At 45.5% G+C, this 26424-nt stretch carries 32 protein-coding genes; 18 read left to right on the top strand and 14 right to left on the bottom strand.

Annotation, left to right across the window (positions count from 1 at the left end):
- Positions 1-191: hypothetical protein (locus PSHG_RS31195; RefSeq protein WP_010274438.1), on the bottom strand; the 191-nt coding region annotated here is incomplete at its 3' end.
- Positions 192-427: 236 nt separating this feature from the next.
- Here PSHG_RS31195 and PSHG_RS15620 point away from each other — a divergent pair.
- From PSHG_RS15620 to PSHG_RS15590, 7 genes are all read left to right on the top strand, one after another.
- Positions 428-1882, top strand: coding sequence for an ATP-binding protein (locus PSHG_RS15620; RefSeq protein WP_316244842.1), 1455 nt, complete (start codon positions 428-430; stop codon positions 1880-1882).
- Positions 1863-2960, top strand: coding sequence for a response regulator (locus tag PSHG_RS15615; protein ID WP_235782072.1), 1098 nt, complete (start codon positions 1863-1865; stop codon positions 2958-2960). Before PSHG_RS15620 ends, PSHG_RS15615 begins: the two co-directional genes overlap by 20 nt.
- A 31-nt stretch (positions 2961-2991) precedes the next feature.
- Entirely contained in the window at positions 2992-3117 is a 126-nt protein-coding gene (locus PSHG_RS31735) for a hypothetical protein (RefSeq protein ID WP_262362357.1), read from the top strand.
- Between the two features lie 53 nt (positions 3118-3170).
- A complete protein-coding gene (locus tag PSHG_RS15605; protein WP_010274433.1) occupies positions 3171-3566 on the top strand; it encodes an SMI1/KNR4 family protein in 396 nt (131 codons plus the stop codon).
- A 167-nt stretch (positions 3567-3733) separates the two neighbouring features.
- Positions 3734-3910: a hypothetical protein gene (locus PSHG_RS31035; protein ID WP_010274431.1), complete on the top strand. Its 177-nt coding sequence runs from the start codon at positions 3734-3736 to the stop codon at positions 3908-3910.
- Positions 3903-4490 (top strand): zeta toxin family protein, encoded by a 588-nt coding sequence (locus tag PSHG_RS15595; protein WP_010274430.1) that lies wholly within the window; start codon positions 3903-3905, stop codon positions 4488-4490. Before PSHG_RS31035 ends, PSHG_RS15595 begins: the two co-directional genes overlap by 8 nt.
- Positions 4491-4583: 93 nt before the next feature.
- The gene (locus PSHG_RS15590) at positions 4584-5318 is read left to right on the top strand and encodes a class I SAM-dependent methyltransferase (RefSeq protein ID WP_010274428.1); all 735 of its coding nucleotides are present in this window, start codon (positions 4584-4586) and stop codon (positions 5316-5318) included.
- A 416-nt stretch (positions 5319-5734) separates the two neighbouring features.
- Here the strand turns inward: PSHG_RS15590 and PSHG_RS15585 are convergent, their stop codons facing one another.
- The gene (locus tag PSHG_RS15585) at positions 5735-6082 is read right to left on the bottom strand and encodes an MmcQ/YjbR family DNA-binding protein (protein WP_010274425.1); all 348 of its coding nucleotides are present in this window, start codon (positions 6080-6082) and stop codon (positions 5735-5737) included.
- A gap of 220 nt (positions 6083-6302) precedes the next feature.
- Here PSHG_RS15585 and PSHG_RS15580 point away from each other — a divergent pair, with 220 nt between their 5' ends.
- The gene (locus tag PSHG_RS15580; protein ID WP_010274421.1) at positions 6303-6500 is read left to right on the top strand and encodes a hypothetical protein; all 198 of its coding nucleotides are present in this window, start codon (positions 6303-6305) and stop codon (positions 6498-6500) included.
- Positions 6501-6658: 158 nt separating this feature from the next.
- Here PSHG_RS15580 and PSHG_RS15575 read toward each other — a convergent pair whose 3' ends face one another.
- Genes PSHG_RS15575 through PSHG_RS29450 form a run of 3 tightly spaced genes read right to left on the bottom strand, consistent with a single transcriptional unit; the run spans position 6659 to position 9093 of the window.
- Positions 6659-7414, bottom strand: a complete 756-nt coding sequence (locus PSHG_RS15575; RefSeq protein ID WP_010274419.1) for an ABC transporter permease — start codon at positions 7412-7414, stop codon at positions 6659-6661.
- Positions 7398-8330 carry an ABC transporter ATP-binding protein gene (locus PSHG_RS15570; RefSeq protein WP_392392018.1) on the bottom strand — a complete coding sequence of 311 codons (933 nt, stop codon included), beginning with the start codon at positions 8328-8330 and terminating at the stop codon, positions 7398-7400. Before PSHG_RS15570 ends, PSHG_RS15575 begins: the two co-directional genes overlap by 17 nt.
- Entirely contained in the window at positions 8317-9093 is a 777-nt protein-coding gene (locus PSHG_RS29450; RefSeq protein WP_010274414.1) for a MerR family transcriptional regulator, read from the bottom strand. Before PSHG_RS29450 ends, PSHG_RS15570 begins: the two co-directional genes overlap by 14 nt.
- Before the next feature lie 310 nt (positions 9094-9403).
- Between PSHG_RS29450 and PSHG_RS31190 the strand changes: the two genes are divergently transcribed.
- Positions 9404-9736 carry an MFS transporter gene (locus PSHG_RS31190; RefSeq protein ID WP_010274412.1) on the top strand — a complete coding sequence of 111 codons (333 nt, stop codon included), beginning with the start codon at positions 9404-9406 and terminating at the stop codon, positions 9734-9736.
- Positions 9737-9821: 85 nt separating this feature from the next.
- Here PSHG_RS31190 and PSHG_RS15555 read toward each other — a convergent pair whose 3' ends face one another.
- Positions 9822-10988, bottom strand: a complete 1167-nt coding sequence (locus PSHG_RS15555; protein ID WP_010274409.1) for an MFS transporter — start codon at positions 10986-10988, stop codon at positions 9822-9824.
- A 97-nt stretch (positions 10989-11085) separates the two neighbouring features.
- On the opposite strand from PSHG_RS15555, the gene PSHG_RS15550 reads away from it, so the two are divergent.
- Positions 11086-11961 carry a LysR family transcriptional regulator gene (locus tag PSHG_RS15550; RefSeq protein ID WP_010274406.1) on the top strand — a complete coding sequence of 292 codons (876 nt, stop codon included), beginning with the start codon at positions 11086-11088 and terminating at the stop codon, positions 11959-11961.
- A 162-nt stretch (positions 11962-12123) separates the two neighbouring features.
- Entirely contained in the window at positions 12124-12972 is an 849-nt protein-coding gene (locus tag PSHG_RS15545) for an AraC family transcriptional regulator (RefSeq protein WP_010274403.1), read from the top strand.
- Positions 12973-13099: 127 nt separating this feature from the next.
- Here PSHG_RS15545 and PSHG_RS15540 read toward each other — a convergent pair whose 3' ends face one another.
- The 3 genes from PSHG_RS15540 to PSHG_RS15530 all read right to left on the bottom strand — a co-directional run bounded on the left by PSHG_RS15540 (position 13100) and on the right by PSHG_RS15530 (position 15402).
- Positions 13100-13534 carry a VOC family protein gene (locus PSHG_RS15540; protein WP_010274400.1) on the bottom strand — a complete coding sequence of 145 codons (435 nt, stop codon included), beginning with the start codon at positions 13532-13534 and terminating at the stop codon, positions 13100-13102.
- Positions 13535-13643: 109 nt separating this feature from the next.
- Positions 13644-14414 carry a helix-turn-helix transcriptional regulator gene (locus PSHG_RS15535; RefSeq protein WP_010274397.1) on the bottom strand — a complete coding sequence of 257 codons (771 nt, stop codon included), beginning with the start codon at positions 14412-14414 and terminating at the stop codon, positions 13644-13646.
- A 76-nt stretch (positions 14415-14490) separates the two neighbouring features.
- Positions 14491-15402, bottom strand: a complete 912-nt coding sequence (locus PSHG_RS15530; RefSeq protein ID WP_010274394.1) for a helix-turn-helix transcriptional regulator — start codon at positions 15400-15402, stop codon at positions 14491-14493.
- Between the two features lie 100 nt (positions 15403-15502).
- On the opposite strand from PSHG_RS15530, the gene PSHG_RS15525 reads away from it, so the two are divergent.
- A complete protein-coding gene (locus tag PSHG_RS15525) occupies positions 15503-15964 on the top strand; it encodes a VOC family protein (RefSeq protein ID WP_010274392.1) in 462 nt (153 codons plus the stop codon).
- A gap of 223 nt (positions 15965-16187) precedes the next feature.
- Here PSHG_RS15525 and PSHG_RS15520 read toward each other — a convergent pair whose 3' ends face one another.
- From PSHG_RS15520 to PSHG_RS15505, 4 genes are read right to left on the bottom strand one after another with little or no spacing between them, the layout of a single operon-like run.
- The gene (locus PSHG_RS15520; RefSeq protein ID WP_010274388.1) at positions 16188-16793 is read right to left on the bottom strand and encodes an ABC-2 transporter permease; all 606 of its coding nucleotides are present in this window, start codon (positions 16791-16793) and stop codon (positions 16188-16190) included.
- Positions 16786-17652, bottom strand: a complete 867-nt coding sequence (locus PSHG_RS15515; protein WP_010274385.1) for an ABC transporter ATP-binding protein — start codon at positions 17650-17652, stop codon at positions 16786-16788. The genes PSHG_RS15520 and PSHG_RS15515 overlap by 8 nt, the downstream gene beginning before the upstream one ends.
- 4 nt (positions 17653-17656) lie before the next feature.
- Complete coding sequence (locus tag PSHG_RS15510) at positions 17657-18028, bottom strand: GntR family transcriptional regulator (protein WP_010274382.1); 372 nt, start codon at positions 18026-18028, stop codon at positions 17657-17659.
- A 15-nt stretch (positions 18029-18043) separates the two neighbouring features.
- Positions 18044-18349, bottom strand: a complete 306-nt coding sequence (locus tag PSHG_RS15505) for a YfzA family protein (RefSeq protein ID WP_010274378.1) — start codon at positions 18347-18349, stop codon at positions 18044-18046.
- 404 nt (positions 18350-18753) lie between these two features.
- On the opposite strand from PSHG_RS15505, the gene PSHG_RS15500 reads away from it, so the two are divergent.
- Positions 18754-19836 carry an NAD(P)H-dependent flavin oxidoreductase gene (locus tag PSHG_RS15500; RefSeq protein ID WP_010274375.1) on the top strand — a complete coding sequence of 361 codons (1083 nt, stop codon included), beginning with the start codon at positions 18754-18756 and terminating at the stop codon, positions 19834-19836.
- Between the two features lie 93 nt (positions 19837-19929).
- On the opposite strand, the gene PSHG_RS15495 is transcribed toward PSHG_RS15500, so the two are convergent.
- Entirely contained in the window at positions 19930-20829 is a 900-nt protein-coding gene (locus PSHG_RS15495; RefSeq protein ID WP_026021405.1) for an SDR family oxidoreductase, read from the bottom strand.
- A gap of 392 nt (positions 20830-21221) precedes the next feature.
- Here PSHG_RS15495 and PSHG_RS15490 point away from each other — a divergent pair, with 392 nt between their 5' ends.
- The 5 genes from PSHG_RS15490 to PSHG_RS15470 all read left to right on the top strand — a co-directional run bounded on the left by PSHG_RS15490 (position 21222) and on the right by PSHG_RS15470 (position 26424).
- Positions 21222-22106: a protein kinase family protein gene (locus PSHG_RS15490; protein ID WP_010274370.1), complete on the top strand. Its 885-nt coding sequence runs from the start codon at positions 21222-21224 to the stop codon at positions 22104-22106.
- A gap of 262 nt (positions 22107-22368) precedes the next feature.
- On the top strand, positions 22369-22965 hold the full coding sequence (locus PSHG_RS15485; protein WP_010274368.1) for a glycerol-3-phosphate responsive antiterminator: 597 nt from the start codon (positions 22369-22371) through the stop codon (positions 22963-22965).
- Positions 22966-23252: 287 nt separating this feature from the next.
- Positions 23253-24146 (top strand): carbohydrate ABC transporter permease, encoded by an 894-nt coding sequence (locus tag PSHG_RS15480; RefSeq protein WP_010274364.1) that lies wholly within the window; start codon positions 23253-23255, stop codon positions 24144-24146.
- Between the two features lie 49 nt (positions 24147-24195).
- Complete coding sequence (locus tag PSHG_RS15475; protein WP_010274362.1) at positions 24196-25023, top strand: carbohydrate ABC transporter permease; 828 nt, start codon at positions 24196-24198, stop codon at positions 25021-25023.
- Positions 25024-25083: 60 nt separating this feature from the next.
- On the top strand, positions 25084-26424 hold the full coding sequence (locus tag PSHG_RS15470; RefSeq protein WP_010274360.1) for an ABC transporter substrate-binding protein: 1341 nt from the start codon (positions 25084-25086) through the stop codon (positions 26422-26424).

Here is a 26424-nt window from a genome sequence, read left to right as displayed (position 1 = left end):
CCCCAATTATGATGAATAAAAAACAAGCAGTAGAACAATAAGCTTTTCACGAAGGGTATAATATGGAGAAACGAATGCAAATCAACATCACTCACCTGAAGGACTTCAACATGATAGAAAGGATTAACAATGGATAATGTCATATTTTTAACCATGATTGTGTCAGCGATGATGATGTGCATGCTGCTCATCTATTCATTCTTACACTTGCAAAAACGCGGAGTCCGTTATTTTGCATGGGTCATGGTTTGTCGGGTTGTCTTTGGTTGGAGTGTCATTCTCGAATTATACAGCAATGATGTAGCCAGCAAGTTTTTTTTCGGCAAATCGAACAGACAGCGCTTGCGATTACCGTCCCGTTGGTTGTTCTTTGTGTGTTGGATTTATATGCCAGGGATGAGTGGTTAAAATGGTATAAACAGCTCCTATTGCTGCTTTTTTCATTGGGTGGTCCGTACTTATATGGACAAATGATAAAACCCATCTCATATTCGAATCAGCGGCACTCGTTAATGGCTACCTGGATGTGCCTAGGACTAGTCTAGCGATTGCCTTTAATATATTTTGCTATTTCATTTTGTTGGCCTGCGCTTATTTCTTTATTATGTATTTACGAAAGGCAAGGCCGGAGGTTCGTAAACCAGGCATCATCGTCATTTTACTCGCATCCATATCAGCCGTCATCGAAGTGGTTAAATTGGTATTCCCGGGTTTATCGCCATGGCTGCTCCCCATTTCCGTGTATTGTGGTGTGTTGGGCATTATTATGCTGTGGGTTATCTACAAAAATAAAATATTTACCATCGTGCCCATAGCAAGGGATTTTATCGTCGATACGATCCGGGAAGGGGTTCTGACTGTTGATCAAAAAGGAACGATCATTGACTGTAATAACTTTATACAGCCGTTGTTCGGGGAAAAAAACAGAAAATCAATAATTGGAAAAGACGCGTCTGAATTTCTAAAAGATTGGCCCGAGTGGTTGGATGCGTGCGATAGTATGGTAGAGAAGTCGATAGAAGTAAAGAAAGAAATGGATGGCGAAGAGAAATATTTCATGGTTAAAGTATATCCGCTTTATTCCAAAGGTTTTCGATTACTCGGAACGGTCTCGATATTATTTGATATAACAGAAAAGCAGCAGCGGTTAGAAGAAATCGCACATCTTAATTTTATGAAAGATCAATTGTTTACCCTTGTTTCCCACGACATCCGCGAACCGATTGCTCTTCAGGTGAATTTGATAGAAATGCTGGAAGAAGAAAAGCAAACGTTCTCGTCGGAAACAGCGGAGCTGTTTGATTTTTTAAGTACACAAATACGTTCGACATATATGACGGTAGGCAATGTGCTTGAATGGTTCCGCAATCAAAAAAACGACGTCTCGCTTAACCCTGAATCATTGGCCTTGGTCGACCTTATTTATGAAGCTTATCGTATCCTTTCTATTAAAAGTAAGGCGAAGGATATTGACATCGTAATTAAAGTTGACGAAGCTATAATGGTATATGCCGATCGGGAAGCGATAGTCATGGTGCTTCGCAATATACTTTCTAATGCGATTAAATTTTCTAACCGTGGGGCAACGGTTGAGGTTGCAGCCGACAAGGATCATGAAGGAAAAATCGTGATCACCGTACGCGATCAAGGTATTGGCATGTCTAAAAAGTTATTGGAACAATTATTTACGGAAAGACAAGTCATCTCTACGATCGGAACCGAGGGGGAACGTGGGACAGGACTAGGTCTACAAGTCAGCTGCCAATTTGCGAGGCTGAGTGGCGGAGATTTATGGATTGACAGCGTATTAGGGAAAGGCAGTGCCGTCCATCTTTCGTTAAGAGAAGGTGAAAACGTTGAAGGTGATCATCATCGACGATGAACAAGCGATGCTCGCAATTATGCAAAGAATGTTAAGAAGAATAGAAAATATAGAAATAGTCGGTGGATTTCAAAGTGTAAAAGACGCCCTTCTTTTCACGCAAAATACAGCAGTCGATATAGCATTTGTTGATATTAGGATTGCAGACGAAAGTGGATTAGAGCTTGCCCGACAATTGCGCGCCGGACAAAAAAATATGGAAATTGTATTTGTGACTTCTCACCGGGAATATGCGGTTGATGCTTTCGATACATATCCGCTCGATTATATGGTTAAGCCAGTATCGCAACAAAGATTGCTACAAACCATTGAAAGAGCAAGAGAGAAAAATAACAAGCCGCCTGAAAGGGTCGTTGTCAACCGATTAGTAGTGAAAGCCTTAGGCGGTTTAGAGGTTAGCAGCGTGGAAGCGGGCAAAGTGAAATTCATTTCCAAAAAGAGTCAAGAATTATTTGCATTTTTACTTCTTGGGCGGGGTCGGGCGGTTTCAAAGGATCGAGTGATTGACAAAGTTTTTCCAGAAATGCCATTAGAGAATGCGGTGGCCTACCTGAATACGGCAGTTTACCAGCTGCGTAAGGCATTGCAATCACATGGTTTAAAATCAATAGTCCGTACTTTCAACGAACAGTACATGTTAGATATGACTCATATAGATGTGGACTTCATTTCCTTCGAATCCTATGTTTACCGTGTGAAAGACTGGAATGAATTTACGGTTAAAGAAGCGCTCGAATGGGAAAAACGATTTACTGGCGACTTGTATGAAAACAAATTTTATACGTGGTCCGTTCCGGAACAAGAAGGACTCGCGATACGCTATCACGATTTTGCTATAAGGCTGGTTCGCTGGCTTCTTGCCAATAATCAAGTAACCCAATCCATATTAATTGCTAGAAAGATCGTTTCGCGTAACGAATTGGACGAGGAAGCCAACGTGTTTTTAATGAAGGCTTACCGTGCAGCAAAGGATTATCAATCTTTCCGAAGTCATTATGAGCATTTTATAAAAGTATATCAGAAAGAGATAGGAAGCCTCCCCTCTATAGGAGAGGAGATCTTTTTCGAAAATAGATGATCGAATGGGTAAAATTTCTCGAAGGATTGTGATGAGGACATGGTTAAATCAGTCGATCTTCTTGAATTATCTGATTTATTACTCTATTCATGAACAGGATCAGGTTATGGATGTCATCAATATTTTACCCCACGTGTACCAGAAGGGAAACGCGTGACGAAGTATTCCAGTTATTCAGATAGTTATTAATGAGTACTAGAAGGTGGAAATATGGAAGACTTGAATGTAATTGGACTGGTACAGTTTTTGAAACAGCACGCTTCTAATGAATATCCTCATCAAAGACTTGTACCTGGAATGGCTGTAAGACCATTGGAATGTACGTGGCGAGAGCCTGCGACAGAGCAGGAAGTGAATGCTTTTGCAGCTGAGCATGGGTGGCATTTTCCGGAAGATTATAAACAACTTCTTCTTTTGCATAATGGTGCAATTCTCTTTCAACATCCGTATTATGGTGGAGGTACCGAACTACTGAGTTTAGAGAAGATCACCATTATATCTAAAGATTGCGATCTACCTGCTCATAAAACGCAGGCAACAAGCCCTCGAACCCCGACAACTCGACTATGCTCATGCTGGAGTTGTCATGAGAACTCAATGGCATGACCTGTTTTCATTATATAGACTGGCAGCATCTTTTTGGTAATGTCCATAGGGAAGCGGCTTTTGACGGTGTGATAGAATCAGTTGCAAGTAACGGTGGGTCTGTCAAAGTGTTCTGCTGTGTTATAATTTAGTTAAATATCGATACTAGTGATAAGAAGGTGAGGCCCATGGATAGATTCAAAGACATCGAGAAGTTAATTAAGCTCACAGGAGATCGCGCTAAACTGGATGCCAAAGCAAATGACACTTACATAGTATATAAAACCTTGGAAGGTCAAATTGTGAAGGAATACAACAACGGGGATATTGTTCCTGTTGTCAGATCGGATAGTCCTCATGCATGAACAAACACCAATCATGTATATATTTGCCGGTAATAATGGCAGCGGTAAAAGTACGATTCGAAACCTGATCGTTGACCGGTTAGGGGTCAGTGTGAACATTGATCCCGATGCTGTGGCGCGAGGGATTGATTCTGTGCATCCTGAAAGCCGAAAAGTATCTGCAGGCAAAGAGGCCATCAAATTGGCCAGAGATTGTATTCGTCATCGGAGAGACTTTTCGGTTGAAACAACATTGGCAGGAGGCAACGCGATTCGGCTCATGCGGGATGCTAAAGCCAATAAGTTTGAGATTACGATGTTTTACGTGGGTTTGGGCGATTATCATTTAAACATAGAAAGAGTTGCAGTGCGAGTTAGAAATGGCGGGCATCATATTCCCACTGAGGACATTGTCAGGAGGCATGACACTTCAATTCAGAATTTGCTTAACAACGTGCACCTAATCGATCATCTGCTTGTTATCGATAACAGCAGCGATAAAGGAAGCATAGTGCTTCAGATAAGCCATGGTTCTATTACGCGCCGTTCGGATTTATTTCCAGGTTGGGTAGAACAAATTGAAAAGAGTTATTCGAAGTGATTGAAGTCTATGATTGACAGAGAACGACATATGTTCCTATTCCCCGGACGACGTATGTGGAGTGTAAAGTGTTACTCAAAAGGAGCTTTTGCCATGAAACAAAATAAATATGATGAAGCTGAATTTTTTTCACAATATGAGCAAATGCCAAGGTCTATTAAAGGACTGGAGGCTGCCGGAGAATGGCATGTGCTGCGAGAACTGCTGCCTGATTTGCGCAATAAGCAGGTGCTCGACTTGGGCTGCGGCTTTGGCTGGCACTGCCGCTATGCGCGTCAGCAGCAGGCTAGCTCAGTTATCGGCGTAGACATTTCAGAAAATATGCTGCGCAAAGCCCGTGAAATGACAGATGATCCTCATATCTCATACCAGCTTATGCCGATTGAAGATATCCAGTTTTCACTTGCCCAGTTCGATGTTGTTATCAGCTCGCTGGTGTTCCATTATGTTGAACCATTTGCTGCAATATGCAACAAAGTATATGATCTGCTAAAGCCAGCAGGAAGCTTTGTTTTCTCTGTGGAGCATCCGATCTTTACATCGCGCAGCGAGCAGGACTGGCATTATGACGATGAAGGAAATCGTCTGCATTGGCCGCTCGATCACTACCAGGCAGAAGGCTTGCGCAGCACATCATTTTTAACGGATAACGTAATCAAATACCATCGCACGATATCGACCTATATGAACGACTTAATCGAGGCGGGCTTTATGATTACAGCAGTGAAGGAGCCCGCTCCTTCAGAGGAAATGCTGGCGCAAATTCCTGGTATGCAGGACGAACTGCGGCGCCCAATGTTCTTAATCATATCAGCCATCAAATCGTAACGCCGCCATTTATGGGAGATGCAATTTTTAACCCTCTTACTTTTACCGAGTGGCTAGAGCAATTCATCATTTGTCAAGGACAAGAGTTCTGGAATTCGTAAAATTATCCTGTAGGAAACGTAAAAGATACGAGACGATCAATGGGGAAGTGCTGCCACCCGAGCGTATATCGAACGGCGGACGCTTAGCTGCAGTTAACCGCAAGATGCCAAGATGCTCAAAGGAATGCTGGGGATGTTCGTTTAGGAGTGCTGTGCTCCCCGCGTAAGCGGGGGTTATCCCGGAAAAATGCGGCTTGGACCTCTGTCAAGATAGCAGCACATTTTACCCATCCACCGTATTAGAGTGTGGTTATTGTTCAAAATCAGACGGCCGCGTTTTTGTGACCCCTCGTTACCGTTTTGCGTCAGCGTTAGTCAGCCCTTTTTAAGTTTCTTCGGCTTAGGTTTTGTTAGTTGGAAGCTGTGCTGTACCATATCGAAAATTTCTTCATCAGGAAGGTCACCATCCAAGATGACCGTATTCCAATGTTCTTTATTCATATGAAACCCTGGTTTAACCTCTTTAAAGATGCCGCGTAGAAAATGTGCGCGGTTTGGTTCGCATTTTAGGTTGACACAGGGGTGCCCGTTTAGCTGAAAGATGAGGGCAAATATTTTTTTATTACCCACATGACGCATGACCGTCCACTTTTCACCAAAGGGGTAATCTTTGTACACACCAGTATAAGAGAGACAGTGTTTTAGCAACTCGTCTTCCGTCATATGGCTTCCTCCTTCAAGAATCCCTTAATCAACAAGAGGACGTTCCCAGCCCTTCTCTTGGGACACGTCCTCCTCATTATACTCCATTTCCAAATCTTAATTAAATAACGCTTCTGATAATTAATAAGCTGTTTTTTTAACACTGGAGTTTGGACATTTAATCTATACTTGTTCTAACTAGCAGTCAGTTGTTGACAGATCCATGACCTACAGGTGTCGCATGCTGTGGCAGCTTGCAGCTATTGCAAAAACTGCGATGTCCGTGAATGAATCCCTGCTTGAAATGATGAGCATTACGGAAGAGGCAGACACCGATGACATTTTGGAAAATCCGGATGCACAGCAAGCGCTGATAAAGCAATTCGCGGGCAAGAGAATTGACCATCTCTGCGACGGTAAGGACGATGGCGAGCGTTAGAAATCGAAGCACACAACAGAAGCGTTTGAGGAATTGGCTCGACTGGAACAGTGCAATCACGACCTAATGAAAAAATTACTGCATCCCTTCCTGCATCACCCTAAAATGCAATCAAGGCGATGGTATGCAGGCAAATTACACTTTCCGATTAGCGGATATCAGTAATCCATTTTCCTGAATCGCCAAAAACCGATTGCGCATGCCGTCATGACCCAGATTAGCAGAACCGTTATCGCGCCGGTCCAAGAACCGTTAGCTGCGTTAATATCGATAAATGCATGCAGCGATTTTTCTGGAAATACGGACAATACCAGTTCCGACACGTCATCCGGGAGCATCTTGATGAGTGCAGGAAGGAACATGACACTCAAGGCAAAGGCTATTCCTCCGGAAGGGGACTGGAAATAAAAAGCGCCGGCCGCACTGAGCGAGCTGTAGAACAGCACTATGAGCACAGATCCGATGACTTTGGCCAAAAAGGCGAAATCAAAGGATAAGGCATCCATCTGGTTAATCGATAGGATGAACTGATCGATTGTTAAGAACAGCAAGATCAGAGCCGTGCTGATCAGCGTGGACAGTATGGCTATGAACGAAAGCTTCGTCACATAGTATTTTCTGCGAATGGGTGTCATGGCCAGGTTCGTATGAACAGCTCCTGATGCCAAATCCTTCGCAACAAAAATAGCAGCGAAGATGATAAGCATAATAGCGGCTACATCCATCCCTAGCAAAGTAATATCGATAACCTCCAGGCCGGATAGCTCCGTCAGCACTTTTCCCTGGGTGATCTCGATGGTGAACAGGAAAATAACCCCGAACAGAATACTTAGCAGGAGCGTTGCGAGGATCATATATCGATAGGCCGGCAGGTACATCATTTTTTTGAAATCGGCTTTAATCAAATTTTTCATGCATGATCACTCCCTTCGCAACATAGTCTGCTTTTCCATCGGTTATCTCCGTAAATACATCTTCCAGAGACGGGTTAACCTTTGTTAATTCGTGTAAAATAATCTGGTTTTCGAGAGCGATTTTCCCGATTTCTTTGGCGTCCAAATTTCTGACTTTCAAACCTGATTTGCTCGGTTGGACGATCGCTTGTTTTTTCAGAAGGACTCTCTTTATCTTGTCTAGGTCATTAGCCTCGATGTAAATATAGGAGCTCAAACTCCTGCGGTTCATTTCATCCATCGTCATATCCGCCAGCAGCCTGCCTTGGCCGATAATGACCACGCGGTCGGCCACGGCTTGAATTTCGCTCATCAAGTGGCTGGACACCACGACACATTTCCCGCTTTTGGCAAGCTGCTTGAACAGCCCCCGCAGCCATTTGATGCCGTCAACGTCCATGCCGTTAAACGGTTCGTCCAGAATAACCGTGTCAGGATCGCCGAGCAAGGCTGTTGCCACACCTAACCGCTGTTTCATCCCAAGGGAGTAGGTTTTTACTTTTTTATTTTGGACACGGTCCAAGCCTGTGATCTGGAGCATTTCATCTATCCGTCTCGGAGGAATGTTAGCTGCGGTGGCAAGGATAGATAGATGTTGTTTGGCCGTAAGGTTTTTATCCAATGCAGACGGATCGATTAACGTCCCGATTCTTTTCGCCGGTTCAGGAAAATCCCGATAGGTTTTGCCATCAACGACTACGTTTCCAAATGTAGGACGGACGAGCGAGATGATCATTTTCATCGTGGTTGATTTGCCGGATCCATTCGGCCCCAGAAAGCCTATAACGGAGCCAGGTGCAAGAACCAGATTCAAGTGATCGACCGCTGTTTTGCTCCCGTATTTTTTGGTCAGATTAGCTAGTTTAATCAATTGCATCACCTTTCTTTGTGAGATAGTAGTGATGAGCGCCATCGATGTAATCCTTCGCAAAGTTATACAGGAATATATCCTCTTCCGGCCATTGATCGCTTTGTTCAAGCCCCTTGGTGTAGGCCGTCAACATCTTCGGATCATCCTCAGTCGTGTGATTGACGAATTCGTCCCACTTTAAGCCCAGCTGGTAGCCGGCCTGGCTTTGATACGAAACGTCGTTAAGTTTATAGGCGGCCGCTTCCAATACAAGCTGTTTCCACTGCCAATAAATACGGATGAGCTCTTGATAATCATCCTCGGATTGATTCTCAAATAATTGCTGCGTTTGCTGGTCGAACTCCACATTGGCATAGTCAAGAACACTTTGCTTGTTCAAACCGAGTACGAGTTTGATGATCGGTTCCAGATTTTGCTTAGGGTCTGCATCTATGGAGGCCAGAATGGCTTTAATGATCGTCTGGGTCATTCGGATCTCCATCTCCTGTCGCAGAAGAAGCTCCGCCTGATTCTTTAAAATCTGTTTAATATCCGACGCATTCTCGGAATTCAGGATGTGATGCTTGATCTCATTCAAGGGCAGGCCGATTCGCTTAAAAAATAAGATTTGCTGCAGCTTCATCAGATCGCTATTCGTATAGTATCTTGCGTTTTTCTCTCCGTTTCTTTTGGCAACAAGCAAGTTGATCCTGTCGTAATATTGAATGGTTCGTACGGTAGTCCCGGATAATCTGGCCAGTTCACTTACCGTATACAGCTTTTCAGTCATGGGCACTCACTCCTGATTCCATTAAAGCATATTACGTTACGTCATATGCAAGGTCTTTATTTAACTAACTGCTCCTTACAAAGAGGTGTATAAGATATTACAATGGAAAAGAACCGATAAAACTCATTATGTATTTTTAGTTTTCAGAGAGGGGAGATCATCATTAGACATCGGATACACGAAGGAGTTATCAAAAGGAAAAATAAAGAAGGGTACTTGGACACCTTTCTTTTTTTTGGCGAAACTACAGAAACGATAATAGTTTTCGTGGTTAAAAGTGGCTAAAGTAATGATAGAGGAGAGGAACGCTATGGACAAAATTGAAAACAGAACGGCAAATGAACAGAAAAGGATGGGGGAGGAAGCGGCAATAGAAGCTCCGGCTAAAGCCGGGGCCAGGGAGTGGCTCGGATTAGGCGTACTTGCGCTGCCAACCTTGCTCATGTCTATGGATATTAGCGTACTCTATCTTGCGCTTCCGCATTTGGCGGCAGATCTTGCTCCGAGCAGCACGCAAATGCTGTGGATGGTGGATATCTATGGATTGGCGCGCGAGGCATTCACAGTGGGCTTGAATACGATTGCTGCCACTAGTGCCGTGCTTGCTTTACTAGTGGCTGCTTCAGCGTTTTCTGCTGCGTAACGTATCCGCCAGAACTGACCCTTAAAAGTAGGACCGGTACATTCTTTATATATTTTTTTAGCGCTCAAAGGTGAATTTGTAACGGTCAATTTTTATACCGAAACTGGCCTTTCTCACGCGAATTAAAGGAATATATAGCTATAGCTAACGCAATGAGGACAACCATTCCGCTCAGCCAACCCAGATGCAGCACGGATATGTTGTCAATCACTACACCTCCCAGAGCGGCACCTGCTGTCATCCCGATATTCATCAATGCCGTATTAAAGCTTAAGACGGTTTCCGAGGCTTGAGGCCTTAATGAGATCAAATAAAACTGGTTGGCAGGCGTGGTCGTCCATGCCGCTGCTCCCCAGATCATCAAGATCACGAAGACACCGAGCGATGACCCCTGCATCACCGAAAGTGCAATCAAGGCAGCCGCATGTAACAGCAGGCTTATAGAAATCGTGCGAACGGGCCCCCATTTATCCACGGCATACCCGCCGAACCGCGCCCCGATAAAGGCAAACACACCTAGAACGAACAACGCCGTACTGATCCCTTCGATAGAAAAGCCAGCCAAACGGGTCAGAAATGGACCAATATAGGCGAATATCATCGTGTAACCGAGAATCCAGAACACAGTGATCAACAAACCCGTAATCAAAGGTTTGCTTCGCAGCAAATGCAATTGCTGTCTCCATGGCGTAGGTTCAGTTCCATCCAGCTTTGGAATGAATCGATAAAGCAAAAGGAGGATGACTAGCGTTATGACCGCAATCGTTAAATAAATGTATCGCCAGTCCAGATAGGCAGCCATCAGCGTTCCAAACGGCACTCCGAGCACCAAAGATACCGAAAAGCCCGTCATCACGATGGCGATTGCGTTACCACGTTTGTCCGGTTGTGCAAGCCTGGCTGCATAATGTGTGGCAATGACGATATACAGCCCGCCGCTCATCGCTAAGACAATACGTGAAAACATCAGGAGGCCGAAATAACTGCTAAAGAATGCGATCAGGTTGCCCGCTATAAATGTAAGCATGGCGAATAGTAACACTCGTTTACGTTCAAACTTGGCTGTCAGCATGACTAGAAAAAGAGCCCCGAAAGCATAAGAAAGCGAAAAAAACGTAACTAATTGACCGGCAGCGGCGATCGATACATCCAGATCCTCCGCGATCAATTCTAAAATGCCGGAAACGACAAATTCGGCCGTACCCGTTACAAACGCGCCTAATGCAAGTAAAAAAATTGCGAATCGATTCATTATCTCTCTTCCCTTCTCATGATCTTGCCCTTATTTTAAACAGTGTGTTAAGATTAGTAAAATTAATGTTATTCATATAGGAGATGAGTAAAAGGTCATGACTATTGCCCGTTTCGAAGTGTTTTCCAAAGTGGTTGAATTGGGGAGTTTCACAAAAGCCGCGGATCAATTGAATATGACGCAATCAGCTGTCAGCCATGCGATCGCTAACTTGGAGTCCGAATGGTCTACAACGTTGCTGATTCGGGATAGGAAGAATGGACTACTGCTTACGGAGGTAGGACAAAGAACGATTGTTCACATAAGGGAAATACTAAACCGAATGGAAATTATCCAGCAGGAGATCGCACGAGCCGCGAAATTAGAGGTTGGAACGATCCGCATCGGTACGTTTGCCAGTGCTTCGGCCTGCTTGCTGCCCAAAATCCTGGCTAATTTTCAGAAGCAGCATCCTAAAATCGAGTTTCGCTTTTTTGAGGGAACGTATGAAGAGATAATAGAATGGTTATCTACTGGTGTGATCGATATCGGGTTCGTCGTACAGCCAGACGCGAAATCAGCCGTCGAATGGATTCCGCTGGCGAAAGACGAGATGGTTGTTGCTTTTTCCAAGGGACATAAATTTAACCAGGATGATGTCGTCCCGGTTCGGTCTTTGCAGGATGAACCGTTTATTATGCCGACGGGAATGTACCAGTCCCATGTTCAAGAGATATTTCAGCAAGCGAAGGTGGCGCCTTGTATCCGTTTCGAAGTGAAGGACTGCAATACCATCGCCAATATGGTACAAGAAGGGCTTGGTATTACCATTGGTCCTGCTCTGTTTTTGAAGACACAACCCAACCTTCAAATCAGGCGTTTGGATGTGGAGCATTGGCGGACTGTCGCCCTGGCTTGCCCTTCGATTGCCGCTTCCTCTCCTGCCGTAAAAGCTTTTCTTGCTGTAGCCAGCCAAGTTTTTAATAAGTCATAATCTTTGAAGGCCGGTCAGCATGCCCACCCGACTATGACCCGCAAGATGGACAATTTGGAAGAGGAATCTGTTTGTAAATTTTGAACCGACAGAATCGGGCAGAAATAGTCGGGAATTCATTCGTTCACCTTGATATATTACGGATGGGAGGAAGAATCAATCATGGATATGCTAAAAGGCATGAACGAAGCATTAACTTATATTGAAGATCATTTAGAGGGGACGATTGATCTTAAAGAAGTTGCGAAGAGAGCTTTTTGCTCCGAGTACCACTTCAAACGGCTCTTTTCTCTCCTCTCCGGAATTACAATATCAGAGTATATTCGCAGACGGAGACTGACGGTTGCGGCATTAAAGTTGAAGGATCCTCATGCAAAAGTGATTGATATTGCCATGCAATACGGTTATCATTCTCCGGATTCCTTTTCCCGCGCCTTTCAAAATTACCACGGGATTAAACCGTCATTGGTGAGATATTCAAACCAAAGCCTAAAAGCATTTCCAAGAATGACCTTCCAACTAACGATTAATGGAGGGATAGAAATGAATTATCGAATTGTCAAAAAAGAAGCGTTCAAAATTGCAGGGGTAAAATATGATGTCGAAATGGTGAACGAAATCCTGACGCCCGCTTATGAAGACATGATTGCAGCGATTCCTGATGCCACCATAGCAGAGCTCGAATCGATCTCTGATCATGAGCCTTTAGGACTTGTACATGCATCGGTCAACTATTCGGAGAATGCGGAAGGCAGTGCGACATTTGATCAGTATATAGGTGCGGCTACGACTAAAGAAAAACACGGTTTTTCTGAACTGCAGGTTCCTCCGCTATTATGGGTCATTTTCGAAGTAGACGGCGATTGGACGAAAGTGGAGGAATCCTGGCAGCGCATTTATTCCGAATGGCTGCCTTCCTCTTCCTATGAGCTTGTAAATGGTCCTGAAATCTTGGCAAGCAAGGAAGAACGATCGGAGATCTGGATTCCCATCCAGGAGAAGAATGAATGAAGAAGAGAGAAGGGTCCCTCCTGTCAAGTAGATAAAGTCAGCACGCTGACGTATGGTGTGCAGGCGTTTTGGATGAGAATTCAGAGAATTCATACAAAACGCCTAATTGTGCCATTCAACGCGTTGATCAGCTTTCCATATCGGGCTGATCGGTTACAATCTGCCATTCGATCCCGAATTTATCGATGACTTGGCCGGTGGCCGGGCTGAATCCCGTTTCCTGGAGCGGCATGACTTCCTTTCCGCCGTTTAGTAAAAGGGAAAAAAGTTTTGCTGCGGTTTCTGCTTCTTTGACAACGATCATCAAGTTGATGGATGAACCGGGTTGAGGAGTTTGGCCGGGAAGGTAATCGGCCAGCATGATTTCAGAATTACCGATTTTCAAATGAGCGTGCATTACGCGCCCTTCATTTTCCGGTGTGACCTCGATCCCCATTTCTCCGGGCCAATCCTTTAAATATTCTTGCCCGATGATTTCCGCGCCAAAGAGCTCCTGGTAAAAATGAATGGCTTCTTGCGCCCTCCCATCCAGCATGAGGTAGGGCGTGATTGTTAATTCCATGGATTCCAGTCCTTTCAGTCCAAGATTAGAGGTACAAGCTCATTTTGACAGAAGAACGAACAAAAAACTTCTCATTCTTTGCGGAATTAATTGATGATCGCTGGCAGGTTTATGTTTTTATAGAATCCGCGAGCAGCTTTAGTACATTGACCACGATGGGCGGATCTTCCGGAAGGGCCTCGCGAAGCGAAATAGAAAAGGTCTGGCCGTGATTCTGGGGAAAACGGACCCGCTGCTCCACACGTCCGCGCAAGCAGTCATCCAGCACGAAGTAACGCAGCGGATTGAACGTTCTTTCAATGGAACAAGCAAGCAGATAGTAGGCGCCTTCTGGAATATGCTCAAAGAGGTGCGAATTCTTTTTGGAGAGGGCGACTCCGGCCACCGGGCGGTGATTGGGGATAGGGCTCTTGAATAATCCTACAAACGTGATTCCGGCTTCATAACCTTCCGGATAACGGACGGAGATAAGACAGCGGCTCGTTTCCGATGCAGGAGGGTCTTTGTGGCCGGCGACGGTTGTGGGGGTTTCTTCGCATTTCTTAGCTACACTGTACAGCGCTTCTACTTGCTGTTTATATTCGCGTGGAGAAAGCCCGGTTTTCCTGGTGAATGTGGTAGAAAAAGTCCCAATGCTGGAATAGCCCGCATCAAATCCGGAATTAGTAACTGAATGTTCATGGCGAAGCAGGGCTTGCTTGGCATGCTCGACTTTCAAAGAGGACAAATAATCGGCTGCTGAAAATCCTGTCAGCCGCTTGAATTCCCGGCTGAAATGATATTTGCTGTAACCAAAATGGTTTGCGGTTTCTTCCACGGTTATATCTTGAGTCACAGACTTCTGCATATAAACAATAATCTCAGGAATCCGTTCCTTCACAAGCCCTGCTCCTTTCGCCTAATGAGTCGTTTTTTGTTTACTTTACCATAAAGGCTGGCAGCGCAAATCAATTTTTTCAGCAATAGTTCTGGATCATTTTATTTAAATAGTTTCGAAAGTCCTGAACATAGGTTTCGGGCTCTATAATGGCCAGATTTATGCCGAAGCTTGCCAAAAATTGAAATCCCGAATTGTTTTGGGGGACCTCAATGGTTGCTAACCAATATTCATCACTATATTTTTCAATACTTTTTCGGCCATACCTTTCGATGAATTGATCTTTTATGCTGGGCGCAATCAATGCCTTAACCGCAACTAGTTGCGGCTGATAACTCGCTTCGCGTTCTTGCTCTAATAAATATTCTCTAGGGTTAAATGTTTTTTCATCCATATTGAGATTATCCATCCGCGATAACTTAAACGTTCTATAGCCCATACGATGTAAGCAGTATCCTTTCAGATACCAGCTCGTTTCGCTAAAATGAAGCTGATACGGCTCGACAATTCTAATCGTCGCAGTGCCATTTTTATCTATATAATCAAATGAAACTAACCGTCTCTTGATTATAGATTCTTGACATGTCTTCACCGTCTGGAAAATCTCAGAACGACCTCCCCAATCGTAAAATGACAATTGAATCGAACTGCTCAGTGACAATGGGCTAACCATGGCCTCTATTTTTTTGATTGTCATTTCAACTTCTTCACTAAAGAGAATTTGTTCCAATCCGCTGAGCGCAGTCAAAATGTTCTCCAAATCGGAGCTGCTTAGAAGACGTTTATCCATCTTATATTCATCCATAATACTGTAACCGCCATTCACACCATGGATAGAATAGATCGGGATGTTTGATAAACTCAGGGTTTCCATATCGCGAAGAATAGTTCTCTTCGAAACATTAAATAATTGCGCGAATTCCGCTGCAGAAACGATATTCTTTTTCAGCAAAATCATGATTATAGAAATAAGTCTTTCAACCTTGTCCATGTTCGCCCTCTTTTTTTCTGCTTAATCCAAGAATGGTGACAGACAGCTGTCATCTTTTGTCCATTATACTACATCTATCACAAAAAGGAGGTTTTGCCTTATGTCAGCTATTGCCTATTTGAACTTTGATGGAATTGCAGAACAAGCGATTGAATTTTATGCGCAGGCTTTACACGCAAGTGAAGTAAAAAAAGTGAAATTTAATGATTTCCCGCAAGATCCTAACTATCCGCTGCCAGAAAATGAGTTAACTATGATCATGGAATCTTCAATCGAATTTGCAGGCGGGAAAATTATGATGTCGGACATTTTGCCTTCCATGAAGTCGGTGACGGGAGAGGTAGTGAAAGGAAACAATGTATGGATTAGTCTAGTCATCGATGATAAACATCAACTGGGGGAATACTTCAATAATTTGTCTGTTGGCGGCCATGTTATAATGCCGTTATCCCATACACCTTGGTCTTCGTGCTTTGGAATGCTGATTGATAAATTTGGAGTATCCTGGAAATTCAATAGGGACGCAGACAAGTTCCTTGATAAAGTTATTTCCGGTATATAGTAACTTATTCTAAAATCGGGTTTTCTAAGTTTCAATATGATCACGTGAATATCCAAGAGAGCGTCCCGCAATTGGGCGTTCTCTTTTTATATAACACAAAAAAGGGACTGTCCGGAAAGTGGCCGTTGCAGTCTGATAGTTAGAATAAGCAACCCCCAAGCAGCGGGCCCGAGGCAGCTAGGTCGATCGGTGAACCGTTAACCTCGGGCAATATACCCTGCTTTTAAAAAGCCTTTCGCTGGTAAATGATCGTGGTAACCCCCCAAGAAACAGCATAGACGGCCATAACCACAACTGCAGCTCCCGTATATAGAACCGGGTCGGAAAATGTATCCATAAACTCCGAAATGGCTGCTGCATATTCGGGCAGGTGACGGGACATCCGCAGAAAACCGAGCGAAGTGAGAATAAAACCCATAAGGACAACGGTGGAAATGTAGCCCGGTTTAAGGATCTGGAACAACGGGAACGTTAACGAGGCAAATAACAGGAATAATCCGACCGCAATAGCTATATCCGTCCAGGTGAACATTTTGTTAAATACTAATAGAGCCAGACTGGTTATGCCGATAGAGACCGCCATATATAAGATGGCGCCCAAATACCGGGAAGCGATAATCTCTGTTCGCGTATACGGCAGAGAATTCAACAAAATATTGGTCTCCGCTTTTTCATCGTAAGCGTAAGCATTGAACGGAATAAAGATACAGGCCACCAGAAAAGTCAGAATTGGCGGACTGCCCATCAGAATAAAGAACAGGATATAAGGGATAAAGATCATCAGCTGTTTCTTCTGCAGGATGATGTCCCGGATAATCAGATTAAACATGCTGCACATCCCCCTTTAAATGATACATAATATCTTCCAATGAGGCCTGCTCCATCAGGACATGATTGCCGAATAGGCTCTTAACATTGGAGCGATTGTCCGTTAACGCTTCAAAACCGGTTGGTGTACGGCGAATATGCAGGAAAACCTGCTCGGTGTCCCGATCCAGAAGATCGGTTCCTCCTTTAACAAGCGCATAATTTTCCGCTACTTCATGGATAGACTGATTAAATACTAATTCTCCATTCTTGATAAAGGCGATATAATCGGCAATGCGATCCAGGTCTGTTGTAATATGCGTAGAGAAGAAAATCGTGCGGCTGCCGTCAAGCATCAATTCCTGCAATAAATCAAGCAGCTCCCGTCTGAAGATGGGATCGAGGCCTGCTGTCGGCTCATCCATAATAATCAACTCCGCGTGATGAGACAGGGCAATCGCTAAGGAAGCCTTCATCTGCATCCCTTTTGAGAAAGTTCTGATCGCTTTATTCAGCGGCAAATTAAATTGTTCCACATATCGATAAAATAATGCATCGTCCCAACGTTTATACGCGGGGCCAACAATGCGCTTTATATCTTTTAGGTTCAATCCTTCAAAAAATACATTGCCGTCGTATACGAACCCTATTCGTTCCTTGATCGCCTTCTCATGCGTCTTGTAGTCCAGCCCGAACAGCTTGATCTCTCCGGCATCCGGTCGCAACAGATTCATCATTAATTTTATCGTTGTTGATTTACCTGCACCATTGGCGCCGATGAATCCTGTTACAAAGCCTTGCTTCACTTGCAAATCCATATTGTTAACGGAGAAGCCTTTGAAATTTTTCATAACATTCTTGAATTCAACGACATTTTCCATGGTTTCACTCCTCGTATAAAAACTTCATCAATTGCTGCAGATCTTCAAGGGATAAACCGATTTCTCTGCTATTCGTTATGACCGCGTTCAACTGCTCCTCAATGACCTTCAGCTTCTTCTCTCTCATGACCTCCAGATTTTGCTCTGCGACAAAGGAACCTTTCCCGACAATCGAATAGATAAAGCCAGCCTTCTCCAATTCCTCATAAGCTCGTTTCGTCGTTATGACACTAATATGCAAATCTTTAGCGAGCTGACGTATGGAAGGCAGAGCGGTCCCCTCCTGCAGTTCACCAGCCAGAATGGACGCTTTAATCTGATTCGTGATTTGTTCATAGATCGGCTCCTTGGAACTGTTGGAAATAATGATCTGCATGCCCATCCCTCTTCTTTATTTTTTAGAAGTCGCACTTAATTTGATTTCCCATACTATCTGAATCAGTATCACTGCTAGATGAATGGTCATGCACAGATTAAAAAACGAAAAGGAATAAGGAGTAATCCATTCTGTGAATAATTTCGAATCCAAAATCCCTCTCGCTATCCTGGGAAGCAAATTTCCGCTATCGTTTATATTAGGCTCCAGAGGAGTTCCATCAATCAACATAAAAATCAATTGAACGACTAAAAATATGCCAATACTGATCATCAAACGATTTACTCGATTCGTACGAATCGGTTTTTCCGTGTTCGACATTTGAGCCCACTCCTTCCTCACTTATTATTTTTTAAAAATTTCAAATCCTCAGATTAGAGCAGCAGGTGAACCATTCATAGCTTCTCATTGAAAAGCTATTCACATGAAGTTCCTGGAGTCCTTATATAATGTATATATACTATATACACATTATATACATGCTAAATCTATCGTGCAATGGGAATTTGTACACTTTTTTTGACGAATAAGTGCAGTTTATCCCCCTTGGCCTTAACTGAAAAGGAGAAATTTATAACGGGACTTACCCTTATAGAGGATAGTGAAGCTATGGAGCTATGAAAAAATCCTCCTTAGAGATGGACCAGGAGGATTTTTTATGTTTATGTAACTGTGTAGGCTTTCAATTAACGCTTCTATACTTCTTCTTGAGGAGGCAATGTCTAATGTTTGAAACTAAGTTAACACGCACGCTAAAAATTCGGTACCCCATATTCCAAGCGCCGATGGCAGGCGGACCTACAACGCCTGAGCTAGTGGCAGCAGTTTCAAATGCCGGAGGACTAGGCAATCTGGGAGCCGGATACTTAACGCCGGAACAGCTCCGCAGCACGGTGCGAAAGATCAGAGAGCTTACAGACAAGCCCTTCGGTGTAAACTTGTTTGTTCCTGAGCAACCGGATGGATCGGAAGATGCAGTTGTTCAAATGACGGATTATCTCACTACGTACCGCGTCCAATTTGGAATTGCTCCAAACCCGTCAACCCCGGATTTTTCCGAGTCTTTTGAGGAGCAGGTTCAAGTATTGCTTGAAGAGAAGATCCCGGTTTTTAGTTTCACCTTTGGTATACCGCCACAAGACGTAATCCACGCCATGAAACAGCTTGATACAGTTGTAATAGGGACGGCAACAACAGTTGCAGAAGCTGAGCTGCTGGAAGGGGCCGGTGTAGATGCAATTGTGGCTCAGGGATATGAAGCAGGAGGCCACCGAGGCACATTTCTAAAAGAGGTTTCCGAATCACTAATTGGCACGATAGCTCTTGTTCCACAGGTTGCAGATCAAGTGTCGATACCGGTTATTGCGTCGGGTGGCATCATGGATGGAAGAGGGCTTGTCGCAAGCCTGGCATTAGGGGCAGGTGCGGTACAGATGGGCACTGCATTTCTGGTGTGTCCGGAGAGCGGCGCACATGCAATGCACAAACAGAAGATCCTGACCTCAAGTGAGGACTCCACTGAAATTACACGGGCTTACTCGGGAAAAGAGGCAAGAGGCATTCGCACAGCATTTATGAGTGACATGCATCAATATCCCGGGCAAATTCCGGACTACCCTATACAAAATGCATTGACGCGAGACATCCGGCAGGCAGCTGCAAAAGCAAATGATCCCGAATATATGTCTCTTTGGGCGGGGCAGGGGCTTAGATTGGCCAACGCCCAGCCTGCGGCGGCAATCATTGCACAGACCATTGAACAGGCAGAGGCTCTTGTAAATAACAAATTCCACTATTCAGGAATGTAATAAACAAGCTAAAGCGCTTATGTATGAGGCCGCGGTGCAGACTTTAGCCTTGATTTTCGATTTTATGCGCCGCCGAATACAATCTTTACTTTTTTAGGTCTCCGTCATAATACCGCCGTTGACATGCAGCACTTGGCCAGTTACAAACGATGAATCTTCCGAAGCCAGATAAATATAGGCGGGAGCTAATTCAAACGGCTGCCCGGCTCGCCGCATCGGTGTTTCTAAACCAAATGTCTTCACATATTCCGCAGAATAGCTGGAAACAATGAGCGGTGTCCAAATCGGCCCAGGCGCAACAGCATTGACCCGGATGCCGCGATTCACAAGCTGGAGTGCTAAGGAGCGGGTGAACGATACGATGGCCCCTTTAGTGGAGGAATAATCGATGAGCAGCGGCGCCCCTGCATAAGCAGTAACCGATGCCGTACTGATGATCGTGCTGCCTGGTTTAAGATAAGGTAGCGCTGCTTTTGTCATATAAAAATGCGGAAAAATGTTGGTGCGATATGTATCCTCCAGCTGTTCATCGGAAATATTCAGTATGTTATCCTGTGGAAATTGCACCCCTTGGTTCAGCACTACTATGTGAACCTTTCCGTAACATTCCAGCGTTTTGCGGACGACTTCGGAAGAGAACTCCGGGCGGCGCAAATCGCCCTCGATCAGCAAACAGCGGCGGCCGAGCTGCTCCACCATCTGCTTCGTTACGGATGCGTCTTCACGTTCGTATAAAAAGGCAATAGCTACATCCGCCCCTTCCTTGGCGAACCCGATGGCGACGGCCCGCCCAATTCCGCTGTCCCCGCCTGTAATGATCGCTACTTTTCCGGCTAATTCCCCGCTCCCTTTATAATCAGGGTTGTCGAAGATCGGCAGAGGATTCATTTTATATTCCAGGCCGGGCTGCTGCTCTTGATGTTGGGGCGGGAACGTAATAGGCACTTGCTGGCACTTCGTTTCTTGACTGTAGTAAGGATACATTGGAATCATGTTAATACCTCCCGAGGCATAGGTTGTTACAGGATATTCGCCGATACCCTTTAATATGTAAGCAGGACCTGCCTCTTCCACGTATCCGCGCTCTTGATAGAAAATCGTTGTATAGTTTTTTGCTCTTGAACCTTTCCAATTTTCAAAGGTATAGTGTTGAAAATAAGCGCGAGAAGTTTGTAAGAAAACAAACATGGTTTTCGGTCACAACTTCAGCATGAATCCAGCCAAGATTGGCGGGGTTCGCGGACTTGCTTCCTGCGTTTATGAAAAGGAGTGATGTGCTATGAAGATAAATCTAACCAGCAGAAATAGGGCTAATAGAATAAAGGGAATAGCGTATAACTAGCCCAGTAAACTGCGCGATTCCCTGACATTGAGGGGATGAATACATGAGTCTAGAGCCAGTAACGATCAAGTTAGACAAGATCATGGTTAAGCTTCAAGAGGAGCACGACTTTTCATGGTTGAACAAAATGGGTGAGGTTTTCTGTGTATTTGATCAGCAGGATTCTGGAAACATCTGCTTTGGTATTGTAAAGGATGGCCAAAAACGGTTCGTTAAATATGCGGGATGCAAGCCGATGGATTTTTCCGGAGATCCACGTGATGCTGTACTGCGATTGTCAAGAGCAATGCCGTTATATTCGATTTTAGAACATCCGCTTTTAATAACGCTTGTAGATCATTTTGAAACGAAGAATGGTTATGCCGCGATATTTGAATGGTTTAATGGCGAGTGTCTGCACTCACATTGGCTGTTTGCGGGGATAGCAAAATATAACCATCCGGATTCACCCTTCTATAAGTATAGACAGCTGCCAGTCGAGAAGAGGTTGAAGTCTTTAAATGCTATTTTTGAATTTCACAGATATGTTGAAGCAAAAGGTTATGTAGCAGTCGATTTTTATGATGGTAGTATTATGTATGATTTTTCACGAGATGTGACTAAAATCTGCGACATTGACTTTTATAGACCGGCTCCCTCTGTAAATGATATGGGAGAACATTTTTGGGGAGCAGCACGTTCAAAATCGCCGGAAGAGTTTAGATTAGGTGCTCCGATTGATGCCAAAACGAATGTTTTTACCATGGGGGCTATCACATTTGGATTGCTCGGTGGCGAGACGGACCACTCTTTTTCAAAATGGGAGGCGAACCGATCGCTTTACGAAATAGCTTTACGAGCAGTTAGTCCAGAACGAGATCATCGGTATAACGATATCAATGAGTTTAAAGAAGCTTGGGATGCTGCAATTAATTCTGGAGCTAGTTAATAAAGGAACGTTAGTTGAAGCAGACTTGTTTCAATTGATGAACTAAAAAGGAGCTTCAAATTTGACATTCTCTTTACGATCGGTTGATACTGGGCAAATAAATAAAATCCACAATTAATATAGGCAAAAGGCACCGTCCGGCACTGCGGATACACGACCTGTTCCATGTACACAGCCGCTATCAATTCAATAGGAACACAAGCATATGGATTTGAAATTTATATGGATTTGAAATTTAACGACATACAGGAGTAGATCCCGAATGCGATTACTGCACAAGATTGGTGGTCATCCGATTATCGCCGCCGTTCGGCAAATGGGGGACTTGAATGATGCGCTGCACAGCACAGTAGACAACCTGTTTTTTATGGGGGGTGCCGTGAAGGAAATCGTGGACAGCGTTCGCCTTACGAAGCAGGCCGGTAAAGGAGCATTCGTGCATATCGATCTGATCCGCGGTTTGTCCAGCACCGATCGGGAAAGTGTCGAGTGGATTGCTGAGTTCGCGGGGGCTGACGGCATTGTTACACCGAAGGCGCATCTGATCAAGGAAGCTAAACGCTGCGGTTTATACGGTATCCTGCATTTGTTCGTTCTAGACTCGGGCGCGCTGGATAACGGATTGAAGCTAACCCGCCAATTGGAACCCGATGGCATCGAATTGATGCCTGGCATCATTGACAAGATCACCCGGACATTCGCCTCGGAGCTGGAGAAAACTCCGGTTGTTGCGAGCGGTTTGATTCAGACGGAGACGGAGGCATCCGCTGCTTTGGCGGCTGGAGCAACATCGCTGTCCGTTAGCAACAAGGCGCTGTGGAATTTGTCGTTCGAGCAGCTTCTTGAACATTCTTCATGAGTCGCAAGATTAGCCTGGGTATGAGCATGGAACTACATTTAACGTTTAGTTTACATACCGGTAATCCAGTGATAATAAACCAAATCTATAATAAAAGAAAGTCGGCAAAGAGGATCGGACAACTACATCGTAATCTTCGCGATTTTTGTTTAGAGTGATGAACGAAGAGAAAGCTCTGAACAACAATGATACGGGCTTAGTGCCTTTATTAATTGTTGGGATGAGCTTTTTTCCGTTTCGCAGCACCTTTTCCCTGCAAAGACAATTGCGGAAAGAGAGGAGTTACCATGACCAAGCTGAAGATAGGATATCGCCGAAAAATGCTGCTTCTGCCCTTCTTGTTTTTGCTGCCCGCATTGTTGTTGTACGCCGTGTTTTTTATCTACCCGTTCTTGTACACTTTGCTGCTTAGCTTCCAGCAGTGGAACATGATCAGTCCGGAGCGGACGTTTGTCGGTTTGTCCAACTATGCGGCGCTTATGCATGACGAAGTGTTCTGGAAGTCACTGCTTAATACGTTTCTGTATTTGCTGATGACGCTGCCCGCTTCCATTGCGATCGGTCTCGGGCTGGCGCTGCTCATCGAGAGCCTGCAGCGGGGGAGGACGGTGTACCGGTTCATCTTTTACCTGCCGGTCATCTCGTCGATCGCCGTCATCGCCATCATCTGGAGTCTGATGTACGACTATCAGAGCGGTATCATCAACAAATTGCTTTCACTTTTCGGGATCAACGGTCCGAACTGGCTGTCGAACAGTTCTACGGCGTTATGGGCGGTAGCTATCGTGGGGATTTGGAAAAGCTTCGGCTACGAGATGCTGCTGTACGTATCCGGATTGAAGGCGATCGACAAAGGGTTATACGAGGCCGCCGAGCTAGACGGTGCAGGCCGCTTCCGCCGGTTAGTCCATTTAACGCTGCCGCTGCTCTCGCCGATCACGCTGTTCATCATCATTATGGGGGTCATCTCATCGTTTCAAAATTTCGCACTGATCAAAATCATGACGAACGGCGGCCCGAATAATTCTTCAAACGTGCTTGTATACCAGTTATATCAAGAAGCGTTCCAGTTCTTCAGCATCGGCAAGGCGGCAGCCATCTCCGTCATTCTGTTCGCCATTGTCCTGCTCATCACAGCTGTTCAGCTCCGCCTGTCCCGGAGTTCGGTTCACTATTCATGATTCCAAACGAAAATTGCAAACGAAATTCCAAACGAAAGGAGTGGCGGCAATGATCCGCTTATGGAGATTGACGGAGGAGACGGGGAAGCATGTGCTGCTGGCTGTTCTTGCTCTGCTGGCGATGGTGCCGATCATCTGGATGTTATCGATCTCGTTAAGATCGGAAGAATACGTCTTCTCCGGTCATCTCGTCTGGACAGGCCCGCTGCACTGGGAAAATTACATCCAGAGTTTGACCAATGTACCGTTTTTCCGGTGGCTGTTCAATAGCTTGCGCATCGGTGTGCTGCAGACATTCGGTCAATTGTTCATCGGTGTTTGTGCGGCTTTTGCTTTTGCCTATTATCGATTTCCCGGCCGGGACATGCTGTTCCTGTTCGTGCTTATGACCATGATGGTCCCTATGCAGGTAACGCTTGTGCCAACGTATCTCATCGTTAACCAGATGAATGCGCTGAACACGTTAGCCGGAGTGATCGTTCCGCACCTGGCCAGCGGATTTGCGATCTTCCTGCTGAGGCAGTCGTTCCTGATGATCCCGAAGGAATTGGCGGAGGCAGCCACGATTGACGGATGCGGTCCCTTGCGGGTGTTATGGATAGTGTACATCCGCATGTCCGGCACGATGCTCTGGACGCTTGGCGTTATTGCGTTCCTGGCCAACTTTAATGAATTCAACTGGCCGCTTCTCGTGCTGACCGATCCGGACATGATGCCTTTGCCGCTGGCGTTCCAATATTTCCGCAGCGAGACGCAGATGAATTGGGGAGGGACGATGGCTGTCGCCGCCTTGTCCATGATCCCGGTGCTGCTGCTGTATCTGATTGCCCAGCGCTACATCGTTGACGGATTTGCCCAGAGCGGACTGAAAGGATAGCGGATCGCTCTGGTTCACATAGATCCTAATAACCTATCAAACGGACAGGAGAGAATGGTCATGAAAAAAATAATGACAATCTTGCTGCTGCTCCTGCTGGCCATCGCGATGGCGGCTTGCGGGACCGGTGCGAATGGGGCGGCCGGTACGAAAGATGCGAACGGTACGAAAGGTGCGAATGGCACGACCGGCACAACCGGTTCAGCGGGCGCGGCATCGCCGCAAGCATCAGCACCGGTGGAAATCGAATTTTGGAACATTTGGGGCGGCGAATTGATCGACTCCCTGGTGGAGGAGTACAACAACTCTCAGAGCAACGTTAAGGTAACCGCCGTGTTCGTTCAGGACGGCTATGAAGGGATCGTAGAGAAGCTGCAGGTGCAGGCGGCGGCCAGGAAAATGCCTGAAGTCGTAGCTAACGGTCTCTTGTATACCCGGTTTGCCAATGACGTCATGAACGCGGTGCCGCTCGAACCGTTCATTGAGCGGGATGGATATGATATGACGGATTATTTTCCGACTATGTTGAATTTGGGCAAGAACGAACAGGGACAGCTGATCGGGCTGCCGTATGGCATCAGCACCCCGATTCTGTATTACAATGCCGATCATTTCCGGGAGGCCGGACTCGACCCGGACAAGCCGCCGCAGACTTGGGAAGAATTCCCGGAATTTGCCGGGCAGTTGACCCGTGATGGCCGCTTTGGCGCCAGCGTACCGATTGATTTCGGCTGGCTGTTTCAGGCGCTTATGGAGACCTACGGCGGCACCATGATGTCCGCTGACGGCAAGACGGTCGGCCTCGATACCGATGCGAGCGTGAACGCAGTCCGCATGGTGGCCGACATGGTGATCAATGCCAAGTCGATGCCGCTGCTCCAGCAGATGCAGACGTTTGAATCGATGGCGAGAGGGGACGTGTCCATGCTCGTCAACACAACTGCGGGTCTAGGCATGATTCTGCCGACGGCTCAATATGAATTGCGCACTGCTCCGTTCCCGACATATAACGGCAAACGCATCGTGCCGGCCGGCGGCTCAAATTTGATGATATTTACCGCTGACCCGGAGAAGCAGGAGGCGGCTTGGGATTTCATCAAGTTCCTGATTGATCCGAAGCGCTCCGTCCAAATCTCAACGTCAACCGGCTATATGGTATCCCGGCAGACAGCGCTGGACGATCCCGAGATGCAGACATTTTTAGAGGAAAACCCGGTCTATAAAGCGACGTATGAACAGATCGACGAAATGGTGCCGTGGTTTAACTTTCCGGGTCAAGGCGGCTCCCGCGTGCAGAAGATCATCAGCGACCAGATCCAGGCTGCGCTGCAGGGTCAGAAGACGCCGGAAGAAGCTATGAGGGAAGCGGCCAAGCAAGCTAATGCGCTTATAGCGCCTTAA

The organism is Paenibacillus senegalensis JC66 (assembly GCF_000285515.1).
Lineage (GTDB): Bacteria > Bacillota > Bacilli > Paenibacillales > NBRC-103111 > Paenibacillus_L > Paenibacillus_L senegalensis.
The sequence above is the reverse complement of the archived record's forward strand: the minus strand, read 5'-3'. Positions and strand labels throughout refer to the sequence as shown.